The organism is Saccharopolyspora kobensis (assembly GCF_900108315.1).
In the GTDB taxonomy this organism is placed as follows: Bacteria; Actinomycetota; Actinomycetes; order Mycobacteriales; family Pseudonocardiaceae; genus Saccharopolyspora; species Saccharopolyspora kobensis.
The window spans coordinates 67,090-91,665 of record NZ_FNVB01000012.1 but is presented as its reverse complement, the minus strand read 5'-3'; the positions used below and the strand labels follow the sequence as shown (position 1 = coordinate 91,665).

25 protein-coding genes are annotated in these 24,576 nt (G+C 70.8%); 11 read left to right on the top strand and 14 right to left on the bottom strand.

From position 1 onward, the window contains the following. Nucleotides 1-2 precede the first annotated feature (2 nt). From C4T78_RS32350 to C4T78_RS32340, 3 genes are all read right to left on the bottom strand, one after another. Nucleotides 3-317: a hypothetical protein gene (locus C4T78_RS32350; protein WP_093358002.1), complete on the bottom strand. Its 315-nt coding sequence runs from the start codon at nt 315-317 to the stop codon at nt 3-5. Beyond that, the gene (locus C4T78_RS32345; RefSeq protein WP_093358073.1) at nt 301-534 is read right to left on the bottom strand and encodes a DUF397 domain-containing protein; all 234 of its coding nucleotides are present in this window, start codon (nt 532-534) and stop codon (nt 301-303) included. Before C4T78_RS32345 ends, C4T78_RS32350 begins: the two co-directional genes overlap by 17 nt. A gap of 110 nt (nt 535-644) precedes the next feature. Continuing rightward, on the bottom strand, nt 645-1,541 hold the full coding sequence (locus C4T78_RS32340) for a Sco1979 family transcriptional regulator (RefSeq protein WP_258958391.1): 897 nt from the start codon (nt 1,539-1,541) through the stop codon (nt 645-647). A gap of 104 nt (nt 1,542-1,645) precedes the next feature. On the opposite strand from C4T78_RS32340, the gene C4T78_RS32335 reads away from it, so the two are divergent. Then, nucleotides 1,646-2,482 carry an SAM-dependent methyltransferase gene (locus C4T78_RS32335; RefSeq protein WP_093358004.1) on the top strand — a complete coding sequence of 279 codons (837 nt, stop codon included), beginning with the start codon at nt 1,646-1,648 and terminating at the stop codon, nt 2,480-2,482. 15 nt (nt 2,483-2,497) lie between these two features. Here C4T78_RS32335 and C4T78_RS32330 read toward each other — a convergent pair whose 3' ends face one another. Then, nucleotides 2,498-2,962 (bottom strand): MarR family winged helix-turn-helix transcriptional regulator, encoded by a 465-nt coding sequence (locus tag C4T78_RS32330; RefSeq protein WP_177247805.1) that lies wholly within the window; start codon nt 2,960-2,962, stop codon nt 2,498-2,500. A 156-nt stretch (nt 2,963-3,118) separates the two neighbouring features. On the opposite strand from C4T78_RS32330, the gene C4T78_RS32325 reads away from it, so the two are divergent. The 4 genes from C4T78_RS32325 (at nt 3,119) to C4T78_RS32310 (ending at nt 6,169) form a co-directional block, all read left to right on the top strand. Further along, a complete protein-coding gene (locus C4T78_RS32325; RefSeq protein ID WP_093358006.1) occupies nt 3,119-3,853 on the top strand; it encodes a hypothetical protein in 735 nt (244 codons plus the stop codon). A gap of 240 nt (nt 3,854-4,093) precedes the next feature. Then, nucleotides 4,094-5,254, top strand: coding sequence for an acetyl-CoA C-acetyltransferase (locus tag C4T78_RS32320; RefSeq protein WP_093358007.1), 1,161 nt, complete (start codon nt 4,094-4,096; stop codon nt 5,252-5,254). Between the two features lie 22 nt (nt 5,255-5,276). Next, nucleotides 5,277-5,741: a MaoC family dehydratase N-terminal domain-containing protein gene (locus C4T78_RS32315; RefSeq protein WP_093358008.1), complete on the top strand. Its 465-nt coding sequence runs from the start codon at nt 5,277-5,279 to the stop codon at nt 5,739-5,741. Nucleotides 5,742-5,743: 2 nt separating this feature from the next. Continuing rightward, nucleotides 5,744-6,169, top strand: coding sequence for a MaoC family dehydratase (locus tag C4T78_RS32310; protein WP_093358009.1), 426 nt, complete (start codon nt 5,744-5,746; stop codon nt 6,167-6,169). Nucleotides 6,170-6,285: 116 nt separating this feature from the next. On the opposite strand, the gene C4T78_RS32305 is transcribed toward C4T78_RS32310, so the two are convergent. Beyond that, nucleotides 6,286-7,485, bottom strand: a complete 1,200-nt coding sequence (locus C4T78_RS32305; protein WP_093358010.1) for a S8 family peptidase — start codon at nt 7,483-7,485, stop codon at nt 6,286-6,288. Nucleotides 7,486-7,630: 145 nt separating this feature from the next. Between C4T78_RS32305 and C4T78_RS32300 the strand changes: the two genes are divergently transcribed. Further along, nucleotides 7,631-10,495: an ATP-binding protein gene (locus C4T78_RS32300; RefSeq protein WP_235863860.1), complete on the top strand. Its 2,865-nt coding sequence runs from the start codon at nt 7,631-7,633 to the stop codon at nt 10,493-10,495. 76 nt (nt 10,496-10,571) lie between these two features. Here the strand turns inward: C4T78_RS32300 and C4T78_RS32295 are convergent, their stop codons facing one another. The 4 genes from C4T78_RS32295 to C4T78_RS32280 all read right to left on the bottom strand — a co-directional run bounded on the left by C4T78_RS32295 (nt 10,572) and on the right by C4T78_RS32280 (nt 14,665). Further along, nucleotides 10,572-11,645, bottom strand: a complete 1,074-nt coding sequence (locus tag C4T78_RS32295; RefSeq protein ID WP_093358011.1) for an acyl-CoA dehydrogenase family protein — start codon at nt 11,643-11,645, stop codon at nt 10,572-10,574. Between the two features lie 64 nt (nt 11,646-11,709). Then, nucleotides 11,710-12,693 (bottom strand): acyl-CoA dehydrogenase family protein, encoded by a 984-nt coding sequence (locus C4T78_RS32290; RefSeq protein WP_093358012.1) that lies wholly within the window; start codon nt 12,691-12,693, stop codon nt 11,710-11,712. Continuing rightward, nucleotides 12,690-13,805: an acyl-CoA dehydrogenase family protein gene (locus tag C4T78_RS32285; protein ID WP_093358013.1), complete on the bottom strand. Its 1,116-nt coding sequence runs from the start codon at nt 13,803-13,805 to the stop codon at nt 12,690-12,692. Before C4T78_RS32285 ends, C4T78_RS32290 begins: the two co-directional genes overlap by 4 nt. A gap of 5 nt (nt 13,806-13,810) precedes the next feature. After that, a complete protein-coding gene (locus tag C4T78_RS32280; protein WP_093358014.1) occupies nt 13,811-14,665 on the bottom strand; it encodes an enoyl-CoA hydratase in 855 nt (284 codons plus the stop codon). Nucleotides 14,666-14,906: 241 nt separating this feature from the next. Between C4T78_RS32280 and C4T78_RS32275 the strand changes: the two genes are divergently transcribed. The 3 genes from C4T78_RS32275 (at nt 14,907) to C4T78_RS32265 (ending at nt 17,796) form a co-directional block, all read left to right on the top strand. Then, nucleotides 14,907-16,082, top strand: coding sequence for an acyl-CoA dehydrogenase family protein (locus tag C4T78_RS32275; RefSeq protein WP_093358015.1), 1,176 nt, complete (start codon nt 14,907-14,909; stop codon nt 16,080-16,082). Nucleotides 16,083-16,242: 160 nt separating this feature from the next. Next, nucleotides 16,243-17,016: an SDR family oxidoreductase gene (locus C4T78_RS32270; protein ID WP_093158672.1), complete on the top strand. Its 774-nt coding sequence runs from the start codon at nt 16,243-16,245 to the stop codon at nt 17,014-17,016. 144 nt (nt 17,017-17,160) lie between these two features. Continuing rightward, entirely contained in the window at nt 17,161-17,796 is a 636-nt protein-coding gene (locus C4T78_RS32265; RefSeq protein WP_235863861.1) for a TetR/AcrR family transcriptional regulator, read from the top strand. Nucleotides 17,797-17,981: 185 nt separating this feature from the next. On the opposite strand, the gene C4T78_RS32260 is transcribed toward C4T78_RS32265, so the two are convergent. The 4 genes from C4T78_RS32260 to C4T78_RS32245 all read right to left on the bottom strand — a co-directional run bounded on the left by C4T78_RS32260 (nt 17,982) and on the right by C4T78_RS32245 (nt 21,594). After that, nucleotides 17,982-19,028, bottom strand: coding sequence for an NAD(P)H-dependent flavin oxidoreductase (locus C4T78_RS32260; RefSeq protein WP_218161749.1), 1,047 nt, complete (start codon nt 19,026-19,028; stop codon nt 17,982-17,984). Between the two features lie 11 nt (nt 19,029-19,039). Then, nucleotides 19,040-19,780 (bottom strand): CoA-transferase subunit beta, encoded by a 741-nt coding sequence (locus C4T78_RS32255; RefSeq protein ID WP_093358016.1) that lies wholly within the window; start codon nt 19,778-19,780, stop codon nt 19,040-19,042. A gap of 186 nt (nt 19,781-19,966) precedes the next feature. Beyond that, nucleotides 19,967-20,836 (bottom strand): CoA transferase subunit A, encoded by an 870-nt coding sequence (locus C4T78_RS32250; protein WP_093358017.1) that lies wholly within the window; start codon nt 20,834-20,836, stop codon nt 19,967-19,969. Next, nucleotides 20,836-21,594 carry an enoyl-CoA hydratase family protein gene (locus C4T78_RS32245; protein WP_093358018.1) on the bottom strand — a complete coding sequence of 253 codons (759 nt, stop codon included), beginning with the start codon at nt 21,592-21,594 and terminating at the stop codon, nt 20,836-20,838. The genes C4T78_RS32250 and C4T78_RS32245 overlap by 1 nt, the downstream gene beginning before the upstream one ends. Nucleotides 21,595-21,700: 106 nt before the next feature. Between C4T78_RS32245 and C4T78_RS32240 the strand changes: the two genes are divergently transcribed. Both C4T78_RS32240 and C4T78_RS32235 read left to right on the top strand, forming a co-directional pair. After that, nucleotides 21,701-22,618, top strand: a complete 918-nt coding sequence (locus C4T78_RS32240) for an SDR family oxidoreductase (protein ID WP_235863862.1) — start codon at nt 21,701-21,703, stop codon at nt 22,616-22,618. 234 nt (nt 22,619-22,852) lie between these two features. Further along, entirely contained in the window at nt 22,853-23,890 is a 1,038-nt protein-coding gene (locus C4T78_RS32235) for an MBL fold metallo-hydrolase (RefSeq protein WP_093358019.1), read from the top strand. Between the two features lie 55 nt (nt 23,891-23,945). On the opposite strand, the gene kstR is transcribed toward C4T78_RS32235, so the two are convergent. After that, nucleotides 23,946-24,554 (bottom strand): cholesterol catabolism transcriptional regulator KstR, encoded by a 609-nt coding sequence (kstR, locus tag C4T78_RS32230; RefSeq protein ID WP_093158657.1) that lies wholly within the window; start codon nt 24,552-24,554, stop codon nt 23,946-23,948. Nucleotides 24,555-24,576 lie beyond the last annotated feature (22 nt).

The following is a 24,576-nucleotide window of genomic DNA, read 5'->3' as shown; positions in this document are numbered from 1 at the left end:
GATCAGGCGCGGGCGACGATCAAGCGGTCCGGCAGCGCCAGGACCTGGTCCAGGACGTCGCAGGCCGCGCCTGCCACGTGCCACTCCGCGGTGGCCGGGTTCGCCGTCAGGCCGCCCTTGTCCTGCGAGACGCGGGCGGCGCGCACGTCGTCCTCGCCGCGCAGCTCGACGACGTCGACGATGTCGCCGTGCGGGCGCACGTAGATCAGCGCCATGAGCTCGCCGGCGGCATCGCGGACCGGTGGCATCAGGCGGAAGCCCCGCGCCACCAGCTTGCGCAGCCGGATGCTGGACTCGTCGTCAGCTGACGAGGTCATCGAACTCACCGTCCTTGGCGCCGCTGAGGAAAGCGGCCAGCTCGGCTCTGGTGTAGATCAGCGCGGTGCCGTTCGGTTCGCGCGATTGGCGCAACGCGATGGTTCCATCGGCCAGCGCCGCGAGTTCGAGGCAGTTGCCCCACTTGCCGCTGTGCCGGGACTTTCGCCAGGTCACGCCCTGCAGGGCGGTGACGGGGGCTTCGAACCTACCGTTCATCAGGTCTCCCTGGATCGGCTGCACATGCAATTGCATTCGCCATTGCGCGAGACGGTACCACAGCGTTCCGCAACAAGACGATCACCCTGCGTGTCCGAAGAGCGGGTGATTCAGTGCGCGTCGCGGACTTTTCGCAGCATCTGCCGGGTTCGGTCCGGAGTGCGCGCATCGACCATCAGCCGATCGAGTGTACGGCTGTAGCGCTCGATCTCGTCCCGCTTGTCCAGGTACAGCGCGCCGCTGAGGTGCTCCAGGTAGACGACGTCCGGCAGCTCGGGCTCGGCGAAGCGCAGCAGCGTGAACGAACCCTCCGCCGCGTACCCGCTCAGCGCGAAGGGCACCACCTGCAGCGCGATGTTGGGCTGCTTGGACATCTCCAGCAGATGATCGATCTGCGCGCGCATGACCGCGCTGCCGCCGATGGGGCGGTGCAGCACGGATTCGTCGATGACCGCCCACAGGCGCGGGGCGTCCGGGCGGGCGAGCAGCTTCTGGCGCTTCATCCGCAGCGACACCCGCCGCCGCGCGTCCTCATCGGCCAGCGAGGGATGCCCGGAGGAGGCCAGCGCCATCGCGTAGGCCTCGGTCTGCAGCAGGCCCGGGATGAACTGCAGCTCGTAGGTCTGGATCCGGGCGGCGACGCCTTCCAGGCCGACGTAGTCCTGGAACCACGGCGGCATCGAATCCGCGTACCGGTTCCACCAGCCCGGCTGCCGGGATTCGGTGACCAGCGCCAGGAAGTGCGCGCGCTCGGCGAGGTCGTGCACCTGGTAGAGGGTGAGCAGGTCCTCGATGTCGCGTTCCTTCAGCGAAACCCGCCCCAGCTCCATGCGGCTGATCTTGGACTCCGAACCGCGGATCGCCCGCGCCGCCTCCGAGGGCAGGATCTCGGCGGCCTCGCGCAGCCGGCGCAGCTGGGCGCCCAGGATGATGCGACGTGCCGTTGGGCTCCCGTCGCGGGCCGCGCCGTCCCGCGCCATGGCCGAACCTCCTCGTTGCCTGCTCATCGAAGTGATAGCACATCGGCCGTTTACGCGGTGCGATGAAGCTCGTACGCTATGCAACCCTCAGCGGCAAGCCCCGACGACGAACGCCCATTGCGAGGACACCGATGACTGCCGATCTCAGCGCCTCCGGCGACGAGACCCCGATCCACATCGACACGAGCAAAGCCAGCATCGCTCGCGTCTACGACGCCTTCCTGGGCGGCAAGGACAACTACGAGGTGGACCGCGAGGTGTTCCACCGGGTCCGCGAGGTCACCCCGGAAGCGGCGCAACTCGCCTGGGACAACCGGCAGTTCCTGATCCGGGCCACCCGCTTCATCGCCGCCGAGACCGGTGTCACCCAGTTCCTGGACTGCGGATCCGGGCTGCCGACCGCGGAGAACACCCACCAGGTCGCGCAGCGGATCGCCCCCGAGGCGCGAGTCGTCTACGTCGACAACGACCCGGTGGTGCTCGCGCACGGACGCGCGCTGCTGGAGGAGAACCCGCAGACCCACTTCAGCCCGGCCGACATCTTCGAACCGGCGCAGATCCTGCAGGACGACGTGGTGCGCAGCCGCCTGGACTTCTCCGAGCCGATCGCGCTGTTCCAGATGGGCACCCTGCACCACTACGACGGCGAGCGCCCGCCGCAGGACATCATGCGCGAGTACATCGAAGCGCTGCCGTCGGGTTCCTACGTCGGCATCAGCCACTTCATGGACCCGGAGACCGAGGAGTTCAGCGACCTGGCCCGGCGCATGGAGCAGACGTTCCTGCACAGCCCGATGGGCACCGGCGTCTTCCGCACCCGCGCCGAGATCGAGGGCATGTTCCCGGGCCTGGAGTTCGTGGAGCCCGGCCTGGTGCTCTGCGCCGACTGGTGGCCGACCGGCCCGCGCCTGAAGCCGCTCTACCCGGTCCAGCACTGCATCGCCGGAGCGGTGGCCCGCAAGCCCTGACCTCGAAGGCGCGGCTCAAGTCTCGCGCCGGATCCTTGCGGCGTGGTCGGTCTGGAACTCCGCGCCTTCGCGGAGGAATTCGCGGATGGCCTTGAGCTCGGCCTGGCTCCGCCGCCGCAGGAGCTCGTGGGACTCCTCCTCGATCGGCCCCCACAACTCCTCGATGAGCGCCGTCGCCGCAGGCGTGATCGTGATCGTGATCCGGCGGCGGTCCTGGTCGGCGCGCACCCGCTCGACGTAGCCCTGGCGGACGAGGCGGTCGACGGCGATCGTCGTGGCGCCGGTGCTGAGGCCGACCGCCGTGGCCAGCGCACCGGCCGTCAGCGCTCCGTGCCTGTTGAGCGCGTTGAGGCACCGCAGATCCGTGCGGTTCACGCCCAGCCGTGCCGCGCCCGCTTCGTCGACCTCGTCGGTGGCGTCCTGGAACTCGCTGACCGCACGGCCGATGTCGGCGATCAGCTGCTCTCGGGTGTCCGGCATGCGATCGATCATAGCCCCGGTATCTCGCCCGTCGAACTTCTCGATGCCGGTAAGTTACGGCCCAAAAGAATCTTGACGATCAAATAGTTTTGCCATAAAGATAGTTGCTGCGGGCGCTACGGCCCGCGGTAGCTCACGACGGGAGTCACGATCGACATGGCAGAACCGATAGCGGTCCAGGACCTGCTGCTGAACCTGCGGTCCAGGCGGGTGGCCTTCTCGCGCGCCGGGGCGGTGTGCGGGCTGGTGGGGACGCTCGGCTACCTCGTCGCCTTCTTGCTGCACGGCGATTTGCCCGACCAGACCACCGAGTCGCTGCTGACCTTCATCGCGGACCGCCCGTGGGCGCTGCACCACCTGGCGATCGTCTTCTGCTTGCTGCTGTGGGTCGCCGCCCTCGCCGGGCTGGCGCATTCGCTCAGCGGAGGCATCGCGTGGGTGCTCGGCCGGATGGGGCAGGGCGTGGCGATGCTGGGGATGGCGGTGCTGCTCTGGCACTACAACATCGACGGCCCGGCGCTGGAGGGCCTCGCCGATGCGTGGATTCGCGCTGAAGGTGCGGAGAAGGCCGTCCTGCTCGAACGCGCGACGATCCTCGTGGCGGCGACCAGCGGGATGTTCCCGCTCTACGTCGCCCTCCTGCTCGGCCTGCCGTTCCTGCTGTTCGGCCTCGCCCTGGTCAAGAGCGAGGGGCACCCGTCCTGGCTGGGCTGGACCGGTGCGGCGGCGGGCGCCATCGCGTTCGCGGTGGGCGTCGCGAACTTCACCGGGTTCGACGTGCTGCCGATGAACGCGTTCGTCGTCTCGGTGTTCCTCCTGGACCTCTGGATGCTCGCCGTCGCCCGGAACCTGTGGCGCGACGCCGCGCGCTGGTCGATGCCGGCTCAGTAGCCCGCGAACTCCGAACCTCGGCCCCGCACCGACCAGGACGCGGCAATTTCAATGGAAATTCGCGGGGGAAATTCCATTGAAATTGCGTCATCGAGCGCTGATGGGAGTGGGTGGCGCGAGGTGGAGGTCTACCAAACGCTTGCTTGTTTCGTTAGGCTCGCGGGTGCTGGTGTCGGAGTGGATCAGACCGCGCCGCCGGGAGTTCCGGGTGGATCGGCCGGTGCGGCGGAGAGGACGGTCATGGCCGAGGCGTACATCATCGACGCGGTGCGGACCCCGGTGGGCAAGCGCGGCGGCGGGCTCAGCGGGATCCATCCCGCCGACCTCTCCGCGCACGTGCTGCGCAGCCTGCTGGGGCGCACCGGGGTCGATCCGGCGGCCGTGGACGACGTCGTGTGGGGCTGCGTCGACTCGGTCGGCGCGCAAGCGGGCAACATCGGGCGAACCGGTTGGCTGGCGGCGGGATTCCCCGAGCACGTGCCCGGGGTGACCGTCGACCGGCAGTGCGGTTCTTCGCAGCAGGCGGTGCACTTCGCCGCGCAGGCCGTGCTCAGCGGCACCTCGGACCTGGTGATCGCAGGCGGCGTGCAGAACATGAGCGCGATCCCGATCGGCAGCGCGCTGCGGGGCGCGGCGGAACTGGGATTCCCCATCGCCTACGGGCCGGGCAGCGGGTCGACCGGCTGGCAGGAGCGCTACGGCGACGAGGAGGTCACGCAGTTCCGCGGCGCGGAGCTGATGGCCGAGAAGTGGCAGATCTCGCGCGATGACATGGAGGAGTTCGCGCTGCGCAGCCACCGCCGCGCGGTGGAGGCGATCGACGCGGGCCGCTTCGCCGCGGAGCTGGCTCCGCTGGCAGGTGTCGAGCACGACGAGGGGCCGCGCCGCGACACCAGCAAGGAGAAGCTCGAAGGGCTCAAGCTGCTGCGCGAAGGAGGCCGGCTCACCGCCGGTGTGGCCAGTCAGATCTCCGACGGCGCGGCAGCGCTGCTGATCGCTTCGGAGCGCGCGGTGGCCGAGCACGGATTGCGGCCGCGGGCGCGCGTGCACCACATGAGCGTGCGCGGCGACGACCCGGTTTTCATGCTGTCGGCACCGATTCCGGCGACCAAGCACGCGCTGTCCAAGACGGGGCTGAGCGCGTCGGACATCGACGTGGTCGAGATCAACGAGGCGTTCGCCAGCGTGGTCCTGGCCTGGCTGAAGGAGATCGACATCGATCCGGCCGTGGTCAACCCCAACGGTGGCGCGATCGCGCTCGGCCACCCGCTGGGAGCCACCGGCGCGAAGCTGATGACGACCCTGCTGTCCGAACTGGAGCGCACGGGCGGCCGCTACGGCCTGCAGACGATGTGCGAAGGCGGCGGCACGGCCAACGTGACCATCGTCGAACGCCTCTGAACCGTCGAGCGAGAGGAGTGGCGTGGCGATCAACAGGGAATTCGTCGGGCACGAGTTCAGCGCGGGCGCGGCCTACGAGGTGACGCGCGGCAAGATCCGGGAGTTCGCCGAGGCGATCGGCGATCCCCATCCCGCCTACCGCAGCGTCGAAGCCGCCCGGGAGCTGGGACATCCGGACGTGATCGCGCCGCCCACCTTCGGGATCGTGGCGGCCGGGGCCGCGGCGGAGAGCAACCCGATCCGGCGGCCCGAGTTCGGGCTGAACATGCGGCTGGTGGTGCACGGCGAACAGCACTTCCGCTACGAGCGGCCGATCCGCGCGGGAGACGTGCTCACCGCGACCGGCCGGATCGCGGAGATCCGCGACGCCGGGAGCAACGAGCTGGTGCGGGTGGAGACCGAGATCCGCGATGCCGGCGGCGATCTGGTGTGCACCGCGGTCAACGTGATCGTGTCGCGGGGGACCGCGGCCGGGGCGGGGGAGTGAGGATGGCGATCCCGAACTACGACGAGGTGGCGGTCGGCACCGAGATCGGCCCCGAGCGGTACCCGATCCAGCGGCTGACGCTGGTGAAGTACTGCGGTGCTTCCGGGGACTTCAACGTGATCCACTGGAACGAGCGGATCGCCCGGCAGGCGGGCCTGCCGGACGTGATCGCGCACGGCATGCTCACCATGGCCGAGGCGGCCCGGCTGGTGACCGACTGGGCGGGCGATCCCGGCGCGGTGCGCGAGTACGGCGTCCGCTTCGCCAAACCGGTGGTGGTGCCCGACGACGACACCGGGGTGGAGGTCCTGGTCTCCGGCCGGGTGGCGGAGAAGCTGCCGGACCGGCGGGTCGCGGTGGACCTCACGGCCACCTGCGGCGACGTCGAGGTGCTGGCCAAGGCCCGCGCGGTCGTCCAGCTGACCTGACCGTCCACTGTGCAGGAGAACGGACGACGATGGGCAGGCTTCGGGGAGAGCCTGCCCATCGTCACGGTGCCGGGTTCGGGGTCCCGGGCTCAGGGGGCTGACGAGCCGTCAGTAGGTCACTGCCGACCCGAGCCGATGAAACCGACGTAGAGCAGGCTGTTCTTCGACCCCGACCCCGGGTTGGTCACCTTGCTCTGGGTTCCGTTGCTCACCAGCGCCTGGGCGACCTGGGCCGGCGTGGCCGACGGGTTCGCGGTCAGGTACAGCGCCGTCGCGCCCGCCACGTGCGGGGTGGCCATCGAGGTTCCGCTCATGCCTCCCGAGCCACCGCCGTTGGTGGTCGAGGTGATGTTCGTACCAGGCGCGAAGATGTCCGTGCAGGAGCCGTAGTTCGAGAACGTGGAGCGGCTGTCCCTGCTGTCGGTCGCATTGACGGTGATCGCCGAGGGCACTCGTGCCGGCGAGGTGTTGCAGGCATTGGTGTTGTCGTTTCCCGACGCGACCGCGAAGGTGACACCGGCCTGGATCGCCCGCTGCACCGCGCTGTCGAGCGAGCTGTTGGCCCCGCCGCCGAGGCTCATGTTCGCCACCGCGGGCTTGGCCGCGTTGCGCGCCACCCAGTCCACGCCGGCGATGATCTGCGAGTACTGGCCGGAGCCCTGGCAGTTGAGCACCCGCACGCTGACCAGCTTCACCTGCTTGGCCACGCCCCAGGTCTTCGAGCCGACGGTGCCCGCCACGTGGGTGCCGTGGCCCTGGCAGTCCGAGGCGTCGCCGTCGTTGTCGATGAAGTCGTAGCCGTCGGAGACCCGGCCCTCGAAGTCGGGGTGGCGCTTGTCCACACCGGTGTCGAGGATGTAGGCGGTCGCCCCGGAACCGGTGTTGGGGTAGGTGTAGGTGCGGTCCAGCGGGAGGTTGCGCTGGTCGATCCGGTCCAGGCCCCAGGTCGCGTTCTGCTGGGTGCCGGTGATCCGGGCGATGCCGTCCTGCTGCACGTACGCGACCGACCTGTCGGCTGCCAACCGCTCGGCGGCCGACTCGTCGAGCCGCACCGCGAAGCCGCGGATCGTCGAGGTGTAGGTCGCGGTCACTTTCCCGCCGTAGGAGTCGGCGAGACGGTTCGCGGTGCTGGTGGTGGCGGACGCGCTCGCCACCCCGTCCTTGAGCACCACGATGTAGCTGTCGGCGACCGGTTCGGAGGTGGGGCGGATCTCCCCGGTGGGCTCCGCCGCGGCGGCCGGTGCGGCGATCATCGCCGCGGCCAGCGCACCCGCGCCCAGCGCGGTGGTCAGCCGGATCTTGCGGTCGTGTCGCATCTGCTTGCTCCCTTGCAAGTTGTGCGGCTGTCGACAGAAGTTGGTGACGCACAGCCACTGCAAACACGATCGGTTGGTGACCACACGGTGATCAATCCGTGTTTCAGTACGTAGGGATACCAGTCTTTCGGTGAAGGGAGAGTCCGTGGCGCGCACCCCGAGACCTGCCCGCACGCAGATCCGCACCAGTTCGCCGGTGCTCGTAGGACGTGCTGAACAGCTCGCGTCGTTGCAAGCGCTGGCCGCGCTGCACCCCGCGGTGGCGCTGATCGAGGGCGAGGCCGGGGTGGGCAAGAGCAGGCTGATCAGGGAGGTGCTCGCCGGTGACCTGGGGCCGACCACACCGCTGGTCGGGCACTGCCGCCAAGTGGGTGAACCTTTCCCGTACGGCGCGGTGCTCGAAGCGCTGCGCAGCGCGCGCCCGGGGCCGACCGCGCTGAGTCCGGTGACCGGCGTGCTCGGGCCGCTGCTGCCGGAAATCGCCGAACACCTGCCCGCGCCACCGGAACCGCTCGGCGACCCGCGCGCCGAACGCCACCGGCTGTTCCGCGCGGTGCGCGAACTGCTGAGCTCGCTGGGCCCGCTGCTGCTGGTGATCGAGGACCTGCAGTGGGCCGACGACGGGACCCGGCAGCTGCTGCGGTTCCTGATGGGCGATCCGCCCGCGAACCTGACCACCGCGGTCACCTACCGGCGCGAGGACGTGCCGGGCGGGCTGCCGCTGGGCGTCGCCTACCGGCCGCCCAACGGCGTGGTCAGCGTGGTGCTGCCGTTGGATCCGCTGGGTGTGGACGACGTTCGCGCGCTGACGGCGGCGATCCTCGGCGAGGACCGGGTGTCCGCGCAGTTCGCCGCGCGGCTGCACGAGCGGACCGCCGGAATTCCCTTCGTCGTCGAGGAAACCCTGCGGGCGCTGCGCAACCGCGGTGGTGCGGTGCGCACCGACGGCGCCGCCGCGCGAAGGCTGCTCGACACGGTGGAAGTCCCCGTGCTGCTGCGGGATGCGATGGCCGAACGCCTCGCGGCGCTGCCGACCGCGGCGACCAGGCTCGTCAAAGCGGCTGCGGTGCTGGGCGTACCGGTCACCGCGGAGCTGCTGGGCGCGGTTGCCGGCGTGCCCGAGCCGCGGCTGCGCACCGCGCTGACGCACGCGCTGAGCGGCCACGTGCTGCACGAGCAGGACGGCGGCACATACGGATTCCGCCATTCGCTGGCCATGCAGGCGGTGTACGACACCATCGGCGGGCCGGACCGGGTCTACCTGCACACCCGCGCGATCGACGTGCTGGACCGAGTCGAGCCCAAGCCGCTGCACCAGCTCGCCGACCACAGCGAACGCGCCGGGCGGGTGGCCGACTGGCTCTCCTACGGCGAAGCGGCCGCCGACCGCGCTGCGGCGCTGGGCGATGCGGCCACCACCACCGCACTGCTCCAGCGGTTGCTGAAGGAGCAGAGCCTGCCCGCCGAGCACGTGGACCGGCTGGCGATCAAGCTGGGCAAGATCGCGCACACCGGGCTGGATCAGCGCGATCCCAGCGAAACCCTCGAAGGCCTGCTCAACGACCAGCGCCTGTCCACCTCCGCGCGCGGAGAAGTCCGCCTCTACCTGGGATTGCTGCTGCTGCGGCAGGCCGGTGGGCTGGCGACGGCGCGCGCGGAGATCGAACGGGCGCTCAACGACCTGTCCGCGCGCCCGGACCTGGCGGCCCGGGGCGCTTCGGTGCTCGCGCTGGCTTACGTGGGTCAGACCTCGCTGGCCGAGCTCCGGCCCTGGCAGGCGCGGCTCACCGAGTACCGGCAGGGCGCCAGCGGTGAGCTCCGGTTGTCCTTGCTGGCCAACGAGTTCTGCTCGCGCATGCACGTCGGCGATCCCACCGTGCTCAGCTCGCTCGACGAGCTTCCGGACGAGGTGACCACCGTCGGCGAGCAGCACCACCTGGCCCGGCTGCGCTCCAACCTCGGCGATGCGTGCGCGTGGACCGGGCACCTGCGGCTGGCCGGTGAGCTGCTGCGGGAGGGCGTGCGGCTGGCCACCGCCTGCGGCGCGACGTTCGTGGTCAGCACGGCCCGATCGACGCAGGCGCGGCTGGACTGGTTCACCGGCGAGTGGAGCGGGCTGGCGGAACGCTCGGCCCGGATGCTCGACGAGTACCGCGACCTGTTCCCGGTGACCAGCGAGCTGAGCCTGGTGCTGGGATCGCTGGCCGTGACGCGCGGCGAATGGGCGGCCGCGACCAGCCACTTCACCGAGACCGGGGCGTTCGCGCTGGAGGAGGCGATCAGCCCGGTCGGCATCGCCGGCTGCGCGGGACTGGCCTGGAACCTGCTGTCGCAGGACGAACCGGCCCGCGCCTGCGCCGACGTGGACCGCGGCCTGGACTTCCTGCGGCGCAAGGGCGTCTGGGCGTGGATCGGCGAGCTGGGGCCGGTGGCGGTCGCGGTGTACCTCGCGGCGGGCCGCGAGGCGGACGCGGAACGGCTGGTGGCGGAGATGGCCGACCGGATCGCCGGGCTGGACGTGCCGATCGCGGTGGCGGCGCTGACCCAGTGCCGCGGCCGCCTGGCCGAACACCGCGGTGACCTCGCCGAAGCGGTGGCGCACTACCGGGCCGCGACCGAGCGCTACGAAGAACTGCCCGCGCCCTACTACGCGGCCACGGTCGCCGAACGCGCGGCGACATGCTTGCTCACCACCGACCACGCGGCGGCGACGGGAGAACTGTCCCACCTGGTCGACGTGTTCGACCAGCTGGGCGCGACGCGCGACGCGGCGAGGTGCCGACACCTGCTGCGCGGCGCGGGCGGCGGCAAACCGTCCCGCCGAGGCCGCCGCGGCTACGGCGACGAGCTCTCACCGCGCGAGGAGGAAGTGGCGCGCCTGCTCGCCAGCGGCCACACGAACCGCGAGATCGCCGAGATCCTCTTCCTGTCCCCGCGCACGGTGGAACAGCACGCGGCCAGAGTCCTCCGAAAGCTCGGCGTCCGCTCCCGGACCCAGCTGCGGCTCTAGGGCCCGCGCGGTTCGCGATCGCGGTTTCGGGGTGGGGACCGTGAGTGCTTTGGGGCGCTATGGCACCCCGAAGCGCTCACGGCAGGAGCGTGGCGCGGTGGTGTTGCGGGGTGCCGAAGAGGTGTTTGGCGGCGTGAGCCCGTTTCAGGTGGAGGTGTGCTTCGTGCTCCCAGGTGATGCCGATGCCGCCGTGGAGCTGGACGCCTTCCGCCGCGATCAGCGAGTACGCCTCGCCGCAAGCGGATTTGGCCATCGAGGCCAGTTCGCTCGCTCGGTCGTCCTGAGTGGACACCGCCCAGCTCGCCGCGTACGACAGCGAGCGGGCCGACTCGATCGCCGTGTAGCAGTCGGCGAGGCGGTGCTTGATGGCTTGGAACGAGCCGATCGGGCGGCCGAACTGCTTGCGGATCTTGGTGTACTCCACGGTCTCCTGCAGCCAGCGCTGCGCCGCGCCGATCTGCTCGGCGGCGATCGCGGCCGCCGCCACGTCGTTCAGCCGCCGCAGCGGCGCCCGCCCGATGAGCCTCGCCGGCGTGTCGGCGAGGTGGACCTCGCCCATCCGCCGGGTGAGGTCCACGGGCACCGACGGGGTCACAGTGGACTCCGGGAGCGCCTCGAACAGCGAGGCTTCGCCATCCGCCATCGCGACGACCAGCAGCACGTCCGCCTGAGCCGCGTCGAGCACCAGCGTCTTGTGCCCGGTCAGCAGCCAGTCGGTGCCTTGCACCTGCGCCGTGGTGGCGAAAGTGGTGGCGTGCCAAGGTGAATCCGGCTCCGCCCAGGCCAGGGCGGCGATCCGCTCGCCATCGGCGATCGCCGGGAGCAGCCGGGCGCAGGCGTCGGTGTTGCCGGTCACCAGCAGAGCTTGCGCGCTGAGCACGGTGCTGCCGAGGAACGGATTGGACACCAGGCGGCGTCCGAGCTCCTCGACGACGATCAGCGTTTCCAGCAGGGTGGCGCCGACGCCGCCGTGCTCCTCGGGCACGGCCAGACCGTGCGCCCCGATCTCGCCGAGCTGCTTCCACAACGCCGGGTCGTATCCCGGATCAGGCTGCTCCGGAGCGGGTATGACCGGGCCGCCGTGGCGGTCGAGCAGTTTGCGCACGGTGCGGCGCAGCTCCTCCTGCTCTTCGGTGAACGCGAAGCGCACAGTTCCTCCTGCCGAGCGAGGACGGTCGATTTCCCGCGAAATCGACACCGCCCCGGGTGAAGGGTCAGGTGCCGATGGGGGTGGGATCGGTGGACAGGGCGGTGGCGACGCGGCGGCGGTGCCAGGCCGGGGTGCCCCAGGACGTGCGCAGGGCCGTCGCCTTGGTGAGCCACAGGTGCAGGTCGTGCTCGGCGGTGTAGCCGATCGCGCCGTGCACCTGCAGCGCGGTTCGCGCGGCGGCATGGGCCGCCTCGCCCGCGGCGATCTTGGCCGCGGAGACGTCGCGGGAGCCGCGCGGGCCGTCGATCGACAGGCAGGCGCCGCGGATCAGCGGGCGGACGAACTCCAGCTTGAGCAGCACGTTCGCCAGGTGGTGCTTGACGGCCTGGAACTCGCCGACCGGGCGGCCGAACTGGTGCCGCTGCTTGACGTACTCGGTGGAGATGTCCAGCAGCCGACGCCCGAGGCCGAACAGGTAGGCGGCGCAGCCCAGCACGCCGTGGTCGAAAGCGGCTTCGAAGTCGGCTTCGACGGGCTCGGCCGTGGTGTGCTCGACGGAGAACAGCCGGCGGGCCGGGTCGAAGGACTCGTGCTGCTGCAACCGGATTCCGCCCAGCCTGCGCACACCGTCGCCGTCGCAGCGGAACACCGCGCCCGCCTGGTCGGCGTCGAGCGCGTGGGGGAGGTGCCCGGCCACGATCGCCGTCCCGACGGCTCGGCCCCCGGCCAGCTCCGCCGACCACGGTGAACCCGGCAGCAAGCGCGGCAGGAACGCCAGCGACTCGACGAGCGGTCCGGGCAGCGCCGCGTACCCGAACTGCTCCAGGCACAGCGCCAGCTCGACCGCGCCGAGCTCCAGCCCGCCGTGCTCCTGCGGCACGGTGAGCCCGGTGACCCCGACCTCGGCGAGCTCCCGCCACACCTGCCACCACGCCGCGGTCTCACCGCCCGCCCACGCGCGGGCGATCTTCGCCGTGTCGGCGTCGGCGAGCAGATCTCGCAGCGTGTCGGCCATGTCCTGCTGCTCGCGGTCCGGTGCGAACCTCATCGCGACCCCCTCGGCAGCCCGAGCAGGCGCTCGGCCGCCACGTTGCGCTGGATTTCGTTGGTCCCGGCGTAGATCGGCCCGGCAAGCGAGAACAGGTGGCCCTCGACCCAGGGCGACACCTCGGCCGCGGGCCCCAGCAGGTCCCACGCCGTCTCGTGCATGGCGATGTCCAGCTCGGACCAGAACAGCTTGTTCAGGCTGGCCTCCGCGCCGAGCTCACCACCACCGGAGACCTTGGTGACGGTCTCGAAGGTGGCCAGCCGATAGGCCTGCGCCGCGATCCAGGCGTCCACCACCCGGTCGTCGTCCAGCGCGCCCGGGATCTCGCTGAGCCGTTGCGCGGTGGCGAGGAACCGGCCGGGGCTGCGCAGCGTCAGGCCGCGCTCGTTGCTCGCGGTGCTCATCGCCACCCGCCAACCGGCGCCGACCTCGCCGAGCACGTCCTGATCCGGTACGAAAACCTCGTCCAGGAACAGCTCGGCGAACGCGGGCTTGCCGTCGATGCGGCCGATCGGCCGGACGGTGACGCCGTCGGCGTTCAGCGGGAACAGGAAGTACGTCAGCCCTCGGTGCCGCTGCGCTTCGGGATCGCTGCGGAACAACCCGAAGGCGATGTCGGCGAACGCCGCGCGGGAGCTCCACGTCTTCTGCCCGGACAGCAACCAGCCGCCGTCCACGCGCCGCGCGGTGGAGCGGATCCCGGCGAGGTCGCTGCCCGCTTCCGGCTCCGACCACGCCTGCGCCCAGATGTCGGTCCCGGCCGCCATCCGCGGCAGGTAGCGCTGTTGCTGCTCCGGCGTGCCGTGCTCGAACAGCGTCGGAGCCAGCAGGAAGATGCCGTTCTGGCTGACCCGGCCGGGCGCACCCGCGGCGTAGTACTCCTCCTCGAACAGCACCCACTGCAGCAGCGACGCGCCCCGCCCGCCGAACTCCTCCGGCCACGACACCACCGACAGCCGGGCCTCGTGCAGCTCCTGCTCCCAGCGCCGGTGCGCGGCGAAGCCCGCTTCGGTCTCCAGCGAGGGCAGCGGTTCGCGGGGAACGTGCTCGCGCAGCCAGTCGCGCACCTCGTCGCGGAATTCCAGGTCTGCGGCGGAAAGATCGAGGTCCACTGTGCTCACTCCGGCTTCTGCGCGGCCTGCTTCATGCTGCGCGCGTTCATGCCGCCGAGCGAGTCCTCGCCGACCTCGGCGTTGTGGGCGTGCGCGAAGTGGTGCAGCCCGAAGGCCGAGTCCATCCCGCTCTGCAGGCCCATCAGGTCCTCGGCCTGGTTGATCGCCTTCTTCGTCAGCGAGAGGCCGAAACCGGGCATCCGGGCGATGTTCGCGGCCAGCTCCAGCGTGCTGCTCTCCAGCTCCTCGCGCGGGACCACGCGGTTGACCATGCCGACCTCGTAGGCGCGCTGCGCGGGCATCCGCCCGCCGGTGAACAGGAACTCCTTGGCCACCCGCGGACCGAGCACCCACGGGTGCGCGAAGTACTCGACGCCGGGAATGCCCATCCGCACCACCGGATCGGCGAAGAAGGCGTCCTCGCTGGCCACGATGAGGTCGCACACCCAGGCCAGCATCAGCCCGCCCGCCACGCACGCGCCCTGCACCGAGGCGATCGCGGGCTTGGGCATCTCCCGCCACCGGCGGCACATGCCCAGGTAGACCTCCTGCTCGCGGGCGAAGCGCGACTCGCCCCCGGTGTGGCGGGTGTGGTCCCACCACAGGCCGGCCCGGCGCGGGTAGCTGACGTCGATGTCGCGCTCCGGTGAGCCGATGTCGTGGCCGGCGGAGAAGTGCTTGCCCGCTCCGGCCAGCACGATCACCTTGACCTCGTCGTCCTCGCAAGCCCGGTAGAAGGCGTCGTCGAGGGCGTAGGTCATCACGGAGTTCTGCGCGTTGCGGTAGTCCGGGCGGTTCATCGTCACCACGGCGACCTGGTCCCGGCGCTCGTAGGTCACGACCGGTTGCTCTGCTGCCATCGGCGCTCCTCGCTCGGCGTTGCTGCGGCAGCTCGAAGATAGCCGAACAAGCAAGTGCTTGGTAGAGTCCCGACCGCGGCGCCGCGACCGCGGTGGTGCGGGAGGCGGTCAAACCGACCTGCGCGGCTCGGTTTCCGCTGGTGACGGCCCGTGAGTGCTTTGGGGTGCTATAGCCCCTCAAAGCACTCACGGGCCCTGACCAGCGGAAACCGAGCAGAGCCGCGTCGAGCGAGGAGGGTGCGTGGACCTCACCGACAACGCCGCGGAAGCGGCCTTCCGCCGCGAAGTGCGGGACTGGCTCGGCGAGCACCTGACGGGCGAGTTCGCCGCGGCCCGCGGGCTCGGCGGACCCGGCAGCGAGCACGAGGGCTTCGACGTGCGGCTGGCCTGGGACCGGCTGCTGGCCGAGCACGGCTGGACCTGCCTCGGCTGGCCCCGCGAGTTCGGCGGCCGCGAGGCCACCGTGCAGCAGCAGGTGATCTTCCACGAGGAGTACGCGCGGGCCAACGCGCCGGTGCGGGTCGGCCACATCGGCGAGGAGCTGCTCGGCCCCACGCTGATGGCCTTCGGCAGCCCGGAGCAGCAGCGCCGGTTCCTGCCCGGGATCGTCGGCGTCCGCGAGCTGTGGTGCCAGGGCTATTCCGAGCCCGGCGCCGGTTCGGACCTGGCCGGGGTCGCCACGACCGCGCACCTCGACGGCGATCAGTGGGTGCTCAACGGGCAGAAGGTGTGGACCTCGATGGCGCACCTGGCGGACTGGTGCTTCGTGCTGGCGCGCACCGACCCCGAGCAGCAGCGCCACCGCGGCCTGTCCTACCTGCTGGTGCCGATGGACCAGCCCGGCGTGCGGGTGCGGCCGATCGTGCAGCTGACCGGGACCTCGGAGTTCAACGAGGTCTTCTTCGACGACGCCCGCACCGATGCCGCCAACGTGGTCGGCGAGGTGGGCGCCGGCTGGCAGGTCGCGATGGGCACCCTCGGCTTCGAGCGCGGCATCGGCACCGTCGACCAGCAGGTCACCTTCCGCCGGGAGCTGGCCGGGATCGTCGAGCTCGCCAGGGAGAACGGCGCCATCGACGATCCGGTGCTGCGCGATCGCATCGCCAGGGCTCAGGTCGACCTGGAAGCGCTGCGCTGCACGGTGTTGCGCACCCTGGGCTCCGACGGCCCGCCGGGCGCGGAGTCCTCGGTGGTGAAGCTGCTGTGGTCGACGTTGCACCGCGAACTCGGCGAGCTGGCGATGGACGTGGCGGGCGCCGGTGGCCTCCTGGCCGAGCGCGGACCCTACGAGCTCGACGCCTGGCAGCGCCTGTTCCTGTTCACCCGGGCCGACACGATCTACGGCGGTTCAAACGAGATCCAGCGCAACATCATCGCCGAGCGCGTCCTCGGCCTCCCGCGGGAGAGCCGGCCGTGACCGCACCAGGACGAGGCCTGGCACAACACCCCTTGGACCAACCCGGTCCTGCTCGACCGCACCTTCAGGGGACCGTGATGCGACCCAGCCACAAGAAACCGCGAAGCGCGAGATCGACCTCGGGCGCGACACCACTGACAATCACGGAGAGGTGGACAGCATGACCGCACCGCCGCCCGCGCACGGGCTGCTCACCGGCAAGACCGCGGTGGTCACCGCCGCCGCAGGCACCGGGATCGGCTCCGCCGTGGCCCGCCGGATGCTGGAGGAGGGCGCGCAGGTGCTGATCAGCGACCGGCACGAGCGCCGACTGGAGGCCACCCGCGCCGAACTCGCGCAGCTGCCCGGCGCGAAGGTCGCCGCGGTGCCCTGCGACGTCACCGACGAATCGCAGGTGCAGCGCATGTTCGACGCCGCGACCAGCGCGTTCGGGCAGGTCGACGTGGTGGTCAACAACGCAGGCCTCGGCGGCACCGCGTCCATCCTGGAGATGACCGATGAGCAGTGGGACAAGGTCCTGGACGTCACGCTGAACGGCACGTTCCGCTGCACCCGCGCAGCGGTGCGGCTCTTCCGCGACCAGGGCAACGCCGGGGTGGTGGTCAACAACGCTTCGGTGGTCGGCTGGCGCGCGCAGGCCGGCCAGGCGCACTACGCGGCGGCGAAAGCGGGCGTGATGGCGCTGACCCGCTGCGCGGCGCTGGACGCGGCGTCGCTGGGCGTGCGCATCAACGCCGTGGCGCCGAGCCTGGTGATGCACGAGAACCTGGCCAAGGTGACCTCGGACGAGCTGCTCACCGAGCTCACCGGCCGCGAGGCCTTCGGCCGCTCCGCGCAGCCGTGGGAGGTGGCCAACGTGATCGTCTTCCTGGCCAGCGACTACTCAACGTATCTGACCGGCGAGGTCATCTCGGTCAGCAACCAGCACCCCTGACCCACCGCCGCCCGCAGGCACCGATGCGATTTCAATGGAAATCGGACGTCAAATTTCCATTGAAATCGCGTGGGACCCCGGTCGGCGGAGCCCCCACCAGGGCCTGCGGAGGTGGGGAGCACCAGGCTTTGAGAGGATTGTGCCGTGGTATCGACCAAGCGCTTGTCCAGCCGGAACCGCCCCGCGCGGGAGTCCGGTTCCGAACGGCGTGCCGAGCTGCTGGCCATCGCCGCCGAGCTGTTCGCCACCCGCGGCTTCCTCGCCACCACGGTGCGCGACATCGCCGACGCCGCGGGCATCCTCTCCGGCAGCCTGTACCACCACTTCGACTCCAAGGAGTCGATGGTCGACGAGATCCTGCGCGCCTTCCTGGACGACCAGCGCCGCACCAACGAGCAGGTGCTGCGGGAGGCCGCCGACCCGCGCACCGCGATCACCGAGCTGGTCCGGCAGTCCTTCGCCGCGATGCAGAAGCACCGCGCGGCCATCGCGATCTTCCAGAACGAGTCGAAGTACCTCGAACAGCTGGACCGGTTCGACTACCTGACGCAGGCGGCCAACGACTTCGAGCGCACCTGGACCCGAGTGCTGCAGGACGGCCAGCGCGCCGGAGCCTTCCGCGCCGACCTCAACGTCAAGCTGGCCTACCGGTTCATCCGCGACATGGTGTGGACGACGGTGCACTGGTACAACCCGCGCGGCAAGCTCACCGCCTCGGCCATCGCGGACCAGTACGTCAAGATCCTGTGCGAGGGGATCGCGGAGCCGGAGAAGCCGTAGTCCCCGGGCTTGCGCGGCGGAACCTCAGCGCCCGCCTGGCTGCGGGATCCCGTTCTCGTGCATGGCCAATGCACGGCGAACGGGCTGTCCTCGCCAGGCGAACGCTGAGAACCCGCGACGGTGCAAGCGCCGAGAATGGGCTGAACGCCTCCGGCGTTTCAAGACAAAGAACTGCAGGAAGACCTTCAGGTACTGCTGAGTCCGGAGAGCGTGCTGGCGGCTTCGGTGACGATGCGGGCGATCAGCTCCTCGCAGCTGGGCAGCTCGTCGATCATCCCGACCACCTGGCCTGCCGGCAGCACGCCGGCGTCGGGGCGGCCGTCCACCAGCGCCGATTTGATCAGCATCGGGGTGTTGGCGGCCAGCAGCACGCGGCTCAGCGGCAGCTTCTGGCTGCGGCGCATGGCCAGGCCGTCGGTGACGAGCTGCCGCCAGCTCATGCCGGTCATCGATTTGAACGCCACCGCCTGCCGCAGCGCGTCGGGCAGCCTGCGCAGCAGGCTCCGCGACTCGGCCGCCTCGGTCAGCCCGGTCCGCAGCATCCGGTGCGGCATCCCGTCGACCCGCGAGGTCACCACCGTGTCGGACACCGAAGCGTCCAAGTAGGACTGCTGCACCTCGCGCGGCACGCGGCTGTCGGAGGTGAGCAGGAACCGGGTGCCCATCGCGACGCCCGCCGCGCCGTAGCACAGCGCGGCGGCCAGACCGCGCCCGTCGAAGAACCCGCCCGCGGCGATCACCGGGATGTCCACCGCGTCGACCACCTGCGGCAGCAGCAGCGTCGTGGCCACCGCACCGGTGTGCCCGCCGCCCTCGCCGCCCTGCACCAGCACCGCGTCCGCGCCCCAGGCCGCGACCTTCTCGGCGTGCCGCCGCGCGCCGATGGACGGGATCACCACGATCCCGGCGTCCTTGAGCTTGCCGATCAACCGCTGGCTCGGCGCCAGCGCGAAGGACGCGACGCGCACCTGCTCGCGGATGAGCAGGTCCACGCGCTCCTCGGCGTCGGAGGCATCGGCGCGCAGGTTCACGCCGAAGGGGTTGTCCGTGCGCTCCTTGACCTCCCGCACCGCGTCGGCCAGCTGCGGCAGCGTCATCGTCGCCGAGGCGAGGACGCCCAGCCCGCCCGCCCGCGCGGTGGCCGAGACCAGGCTGGGGCCGGCGACCCAGCCCATCCCCGTCTGCACCACGGGGTGGCGGACGCCGGTGAGGTCGCACAGCGGCGTGCGCAGGACCTGCTCGATCACGCCGGGACCTCCTGGTCGCGCAGGTTCCGCGGGTCGATGGTCTCGCGGATCAGCGCCAGCTCCTCGTCGGTCGGCAGCCGGGTCTCGGCGACGTCGTCCACCGCGAGCTCGAAGCCGGTCCGCGATCGCACGTCGGCGACGTCGACGCCCGGGTGCACCGAGCGCAGCCGCATGCTGCCGTCCGGGCCGGTGAAGTCCAGCACCGCCAGATCGGTCACCACCACCCGCACGTCGTGGAACTTCGCGCCGACCTGCCGCGCCCGGTCGTGCCCGATGCCCGACACCAGGTCGACCGACTCCACGAACACCCGCTCGCTGTGCTTGGCGACCCAGTAGTTCGTGGTGTGGTTGACCGAGTTGCCGGGAGCGCCGCGCACCCCGATCAGCTGGACCTTCGGCCGGTCCCACGGGCCGATGCGGGAGATGTTCTGGTTGCCGTAGCGGTCCACCTGGGAGGCGCCCATCATGACCCGCCGCCGCCCGCCGGTCAGCATGTCCAGGACTCGGCCGTAGGGCATCCAGCCCTCCACCGGGCTGCTGGATTCCTCGCCCAGCGCGGTGGTTTCCGCCAGCAGCATCGCCTCGCCGTCGGTGAGCAGCAGGTCCGGTGCGGTGGTCAGGCGCGCCAGCCGGGCGCCGATCGACGGGATCGTCCCGAACGGCGAGGCGAGCGCGGCCCCGGCGTCCTGCCAGGTGTCGGCGCAGGCGACGGCGCACACTTCAGCTCTGGTGATCATGCGGAGATCCCCTCGGTCTCTGGGCGATTTCGCGCGAAATCGTCTTCGTTGGCCCCGTTTCCGCTGGTGGTGGCCCGTGAGTGGTTCGAGGTGCTATAGCCCCGCAAACCACTCACGGGGCCTGACCAGCGGAAGCCGAGCGCGACGCCGGTGCGCTGCGCGCGGGTGAGGCGGTGACTTCCCGCGCTACCCACGGCTGCCCGCCGTTTCGTGGAACGCGGCGACGGCCTTCTGGTAGGCCTGCTCGTCGCCGTCGAGGAACTGGGCGCGGAACGCCTCCCACGCCTCGGGCTTCGCGCTGGCCGCGTAGTGCCGCTGGAACGCCTCGTCGCGGCCGTAGTCCGGCGCGCAGCTGGTGAAGTGCGCGCCGTTGGGGGTTTCGACGACGCCGTCGGTGTGCGTGCGGTTGAGCAGCAAGGACTGCGGCGGGCCGTTCTCCAGCAGGCGCTCGGTCGGCACGATCTCCTCGCAGCTGACGTAGCTGCGCTGCGCCGCCGCGCACATCAGGTCGTCGAAGTACGGGTCCGGGCCGAGGTACTGGGCGTTGCCGTAGCGGTCGGCGCGGTTGAGGTGCACCAGCGCGACGTCGAGCCGCAGCGCGGGCATCGCGACGAGCTCCTCGCCGTCGGCATATGGCGAGGTCACCGTGCGCAGGTCGGGGTTCAGCGCCATCACGTCCGATCCGAGGCCCGCTCGGGTCGGCAGGAACGGCAGCCGGGAGGCTGCGGCGCGCAGCCCCGCGAGCACCATGCCCTCGTCGTACTCGGCGACCTCCAGCTCACCGCGCTGCCTGGCGGCGCGGAAGTGCGGGTCGAGCGGGACGGAGTCGAGCGAGACGAACCCGTGCACCAGCTTGCGGAGCTTGCCCGCGGCGCAGAGCAGGCCGACGTCCGGGCCGCCGTAGGAGACCAGCGTCAGGTCGCGCAGTGGAGACCGCAGGATCGCGCGGACCAGCGCCATCGGCTTGCGGCGCGAGCCCCAGCCGCCGATGCCGATGGTCATGCCATCGGACAGCCCGGCGACCACCTCGTCGGCGGTGAGCACCTTGTCCTGCACTACGACTCCTTCTTCGGTCCGTTGTGGACGAAATCGTCCCTGGCCCGGTCGCTGACGCCGGAGAGGTTGAGCTCGAAGGTGAAGCCCTGCTCGAACCGGTAGCTGCGGTTGACGTCGACCGGGTCGATGCCGTTGAGCGATTCCTTGGCCTTGCGGACCACCAGCGGGTCCTTGTCGGCGATCTCCTCGGCCAGCGCGATCGCCGCGGCGGTCAGCTCCTCGCGCGGCACGACCTGCCACACCGAGCCGAAGTGCAGCAGCTGCTGCGCGGTCACCGAGCGGCCCGTGTAGAACATGGCGCGCATCATGTGCTGCGGCACCAGCCGGGACAGGTGGGTGGCCGCGCCGAGCGCACCGCGGTCCACCTCGGGCAGGCCGAAGGTGGCGTCCTCGGAGGCGATGATGACGTCGGAGTTGCCGACCAGGCCGATCCCGCCGCCCAGGCAGAACCCGTGCACCGCGCTGATCACCGGCACCGGGCACTCGTAGACGGCCTTGAACGCCGCGTAGCAGCCGTGGTTGACCTCGACGAGCTTGGTGTGGCCGGGATCTGCCGCGATCTCCTTGATGTCCACACCCGCGTTGAAGCCGCGCCCGGCGGCCTGCAGCACCACGGCGCGGGTCTGCGGATCGGCGCCCGCGGTGTTCAGCGCCTCGGCGAGTTCGTGCCAACCCCGCACCGGGAGCGCGTTCACCGGGGGATGGTCGACGGTCAGGACGACGACCCCGCGGGGTCGGTGTTCGATGTGCGTGCCCATGACACCTGCCAAACCTAGCACTTGTTTGGTTGGGTTGTTACCGTAGCAACATCCGAGGACGCCCCGCCAGCACCGGAATCGGGACGCCTCGGTCCGGGTGTCTGGTGTGGACGGGAGGCAGCAGGTGATCTGCGCGGACAGGGTCGTCATCATCACCGGTGCGGGACGCGGGCTCGGGCGCGCGCACGCGCTGGAGTTCGCCAGGCAGGGCGCGCACGTCGTGGTCAACGACCTCGGCGTCCAGCTCGACGGCAGCGGCGGTGGTGACCAGCCGGCCCAGGAGGTCGCGGCGGAGATCCGCGCGCTCGGCGGGCAGGCGGAGGTGCACGGCGCCGACGTGTCGGACTGGGAGCAGGCGCGCGAGCTGGTGGCCTTCGCGGTGGAGCGCTTCGGCCGCCTGGACGTGCTGGTGAACAACGCCGGAGTGGTCCGGGACCGGATGTTCGTCAACCTCTCCGAAGCCGAGTGGGACCAGGTGATCCGCGTCCACCTCAAGGGCCACGCCGCGACGCTGCGCCACGCCGCCCAGCACTGGCGCGACCGCTCGAAGGCGGGGGAGCAGGTGCGGGGCCGGGTCGTCAACACGACCTCCGGCGCCGGTCTGCTCGGCAGCATCGGGCAGACCAACTACGCCGCGGCCAAGGCCGGGATCGCCGCGCTCACCATCAACACCGCGGCCGAGCTCGCCCGCTACGGGGTGACGGTGAACGCCATCGCCCCGTCGGCGCGCACCCGGATGACCGAGGACGTATTCGCCGACATGATGGCCCGCCCGGACGGTGGATTCGACGGCATGGCACCGGAGAACGTGTCACCGCTGGTGGCCTGGCTGGGCAGCGAGGAGTCGGGCGACGTGACGGGCCGGGTGTTCGAGGTCCAGGGCGGCGAGCTGACGGTGGCGACGGGCTGGGGCCGCGGGCCCTCCCGCGACGCGGGACGCCGCTGGCGACCGGAGGAGCTCGGTCCGGCCGTCCGCGAGCTCCTCGCCGAAGCGCCCGCCCCGCAACCGGTCTACGGCAGCTGAACCGCCCGCTGTGACGACGGATCCGCAACTTCAATTGAAATCTCACAGCAGATTTCAATTGAAGTTGCATCTTGACCCGCGACGGACCGCGGGAGGCGCAAGTTCCATTGAAGTTGGACGTGAGATTTCAATTGAAGTTGCGCCCTGGGGTCCGGATTTCCGAGTGGTGGGACGGGAAGGCGGGGCTGCGGGTTACGCTCGCGGGGAGGCACGGAGAGCAGCGGGAGGCATGCGGTGAGCGACGGTGCGGTGGAAGCCAGGCACGCCTGGATCGAGCCGGGGGTGTTCGAGGTGGCGCCGGGGGTGCACCGGATTCCGCTGCCGCTGCCCAACGACGGCCTGCGCGCGGTCAACGTCTACGCCATCGAGGACGGCGACGGACTGGTGCTCGTCGATTCCGGCTGGGCGCTGGACGAAGCGCGCGACCAGCTCGAATCCGCGCTGGGCGAGATCGGCTACGGCTTCGAGAACATCCGGCGCTTCCTGGTCACCCACGTCCACCGCGACCACTACACGCTGGCGGTGACGCTGCGCCGCACCTTCGGCTCGCAGATCAGCCTCGGCGCCGGTGAGCAGCCGTCGCTGGAGGCGATCCTGGACGACAACCAGGAGATGGAGGCCGAACGGCTGCGGCGCTGGGGCGCGGGCGATCTGCTGGCCAAGCTCGCCGAGGCCTACGGAGGGAAGGCGCCGAAGAGCCGCAGTCCCTACGAACTGCCCGATGAGTGGCTGGACGGCAAGGTCGAGGTTCCGCTGAAGACCCGCACGCTGCTGGCGGTGCCCACGCCCGGGCACACCGCGGGGCACGTGGTGTTCCTGGATTCGGCGTCGTCGCTGCTGTTCTCGGGCGACCACATCCTGCCGCACATCACGCCGTCCATCGGCGTCGAACCGGCGCGGCCCGAACTCCCGCTGCGCGACTACCTGGATTCGCTGCGCCTGATGCAGTCCTACCCGGACATGCGGCTGCTGCCCGCGCACGGCCCGGTCGGCGGCAGCTCGCACGGCCGGATCGCCGAACTCCTCCAGCACCACGAAGAACGCCTGGAGCAGACGGCGGGCGCGATCCGCGACGGCGCGGGCACCGCCTACGAAGCGGCCCTGAAGCTGGGCTGGACCCGCCGCAACCGCGCGCTGCTGGACATGGACCTGTTCAACCAGGTCCTGGCGGTCGGCGAGACCAACGCCCACCTCGACGTCCTCGTCACCCGAGGCGTCCTCACGGCCACCGTCGACGAAGACGGCATCCGCGAGTACGCCCTCGCCACCTGACCGGTCGCCGTCCTGGTACCGCGTCGATTTCGCGAGAAATCGACGCGGTACCGGCTCAGGCGAGCAGCAGGCGGACGGTGAGCTCGAGGCGGTTGGAGACGTCGGAGGCCGAGGCGCGGCGGGTGACCCAGGCGACCAGGTTGGACAGCCACACGTCGCCGATCACCCGGGCGATCGCCTTCTCCTCCTCGGTCGGATCGCCCTCGGTCATGGCGTTGGTGAAGAACCGCTCGACCAGCGCGGCGACCGTGTCCACCTCCGCCGCCGCCGAAGTGTCGGCGAACATGAACGCGCGCGTCATCGCCTCGGTCAGCTGCGGGTTGCGCTGCAGCGAGCGGGTGGTGCGGTTAAGCACGAACATGACCCGCTCGTACGGCGTGGTGCCCGGGATCTTGGTGCGGTCCAGCTTGTCCTGCGCCCGCTCGAACTCCCTGGCCAGGCCGGTGACCAGCAGGTGCACCTTGGACGGGAAGTACCGGTAGAGCGTGCCGAGCGCCACGTCGGCCTTCTCCGCCACCGTCCGCATCTGCACCGCGTCGTAGCCGCCCTTGGTGGCCAGCGCGATGGTGGCGTCGATGATCCGCTTGCGGCGCTCGTGCTGGGCCGTGGAACCGGACTCGTCGTCCCGCAGTGCCTGCAGGACGTTTCGCGAGGTGCTTTCCATGCGGCGTGGGCCCCCTCGAAGA

What these genes read in the sequence shown, in the direction of transcription:
- C4T78_RS32255 (WP_093358016.1), bottom strand. Translation starts at nt 19,780, where the DNA reads ATGATCACCAGAGCTGAAGTGTGCGCCGTCGCCTGCGCCGACACCTGG.
- C4T78_RS32345 (WP_093358073.1), bottom strand. Translation starts at nt 534, where the DNA reads ATGAACGGTAGGTTCGAAGCCCCCGTCACCGCCCTGCAGGGCGTGACC.
- C4T78_RS32325 (WP_093358006.1), top strand. Translation starts at nt 3,119, where the DNA reads ATGGCAGAACCGATAGCGGTCCAGGACCTGCTGCTGAACCTGCGGTCC.
- C4T78_RS32350 (WP_093358002.1), bottom strand. Translation starts at nt 317, where the DNA reads ATGACCTCGTCAGCTGACGACGAGTCCAGCATCCGGCTGCGCAAGCTG.
- C4T78_RS32245 (WP_093358018.1), bottom strand. Translation starts at nt 21,594, where the DNA reads ATGGGCACGCACATCGAACACCGACCCCGCGGGGTCGTCGTCCTGACC.
- C4T78_RS32270 (WP_093158672.1), top strand. Translation starts at nt 16,243, where the DNA reads ATGACCGCACCGCCGCCCGCGCACGGGCTGCTCACCGGCAAGACCGCG.
- C4T78_RS32305 (WP_093358010.1), bottom strand. Translation starts at nt 7,485, where the DNA reads ATGCGACACGACCGCAAGATCCGGCTGACCACCGCGCTGGGCGCGGGT.
- C4T78_RS32280 (WP_093358014.1), bottom strand. Translation starts at nt 14,665, where the DNA reads ATGGCAGCAGAGCAACCGGTCGTGACCTACGAGCGCCGGGACCAGGTC.
- C4T78_RS32310 (WP_093358009.1), top strand. Translation starts at nt 5,744, where the DNA reads ATGGCGATCCCGAACTACGACGAGGTGGCGGTCGGCACCGAGATCGGC.
- C4T78_RS32340 (WP_258958391.1), bottom strand. Translation starts at nt 1,541, where the DNA reads ATGAGCAGGCAACGAGGAGGTTCGGCCATGGCGCGGGACGGCGCGGCC.
- C4T78_RS32335 (WP_093358004.1), top strand. Translation starts at nt 1,646, where the DNA reads ATGACTGCCGATCTCAGCGCCTCCGGCGACGAGACCCCGATCCACATC.
- C4T78_RS32290 (WP_093358012.1), bottom strand. Translation starts at nt 12,693, where the DNA reads ATGAGGTTCGCACCGGACCGCGAGCAGCAGGACATGGCCGACACGCTG.
- kstR (WP_093158657.1), bottom strand. Translation starts at nt 24,554, where the DNA reads ATGGAAAGCACCTCGCGAAACGTCCTGCAGGCACTGCGGGACGACGAG.
- C4T78_RS32330 (WP_177247805.1), bottom strand. Translation starts at nt 2,962, where the DNA reads ATGCCGGACACCCGAGAGCAGCTGATCGCCGACATCGGCCGTGCGGTC.
- C4T78_RS32320 (WP_093358007.1), top strand. Translation starts at nt 4,094, where the DNA reads ATGGCCGAGGCGTACATCATCGACGCGGTGCGGACCCCGGTGGGCAAG.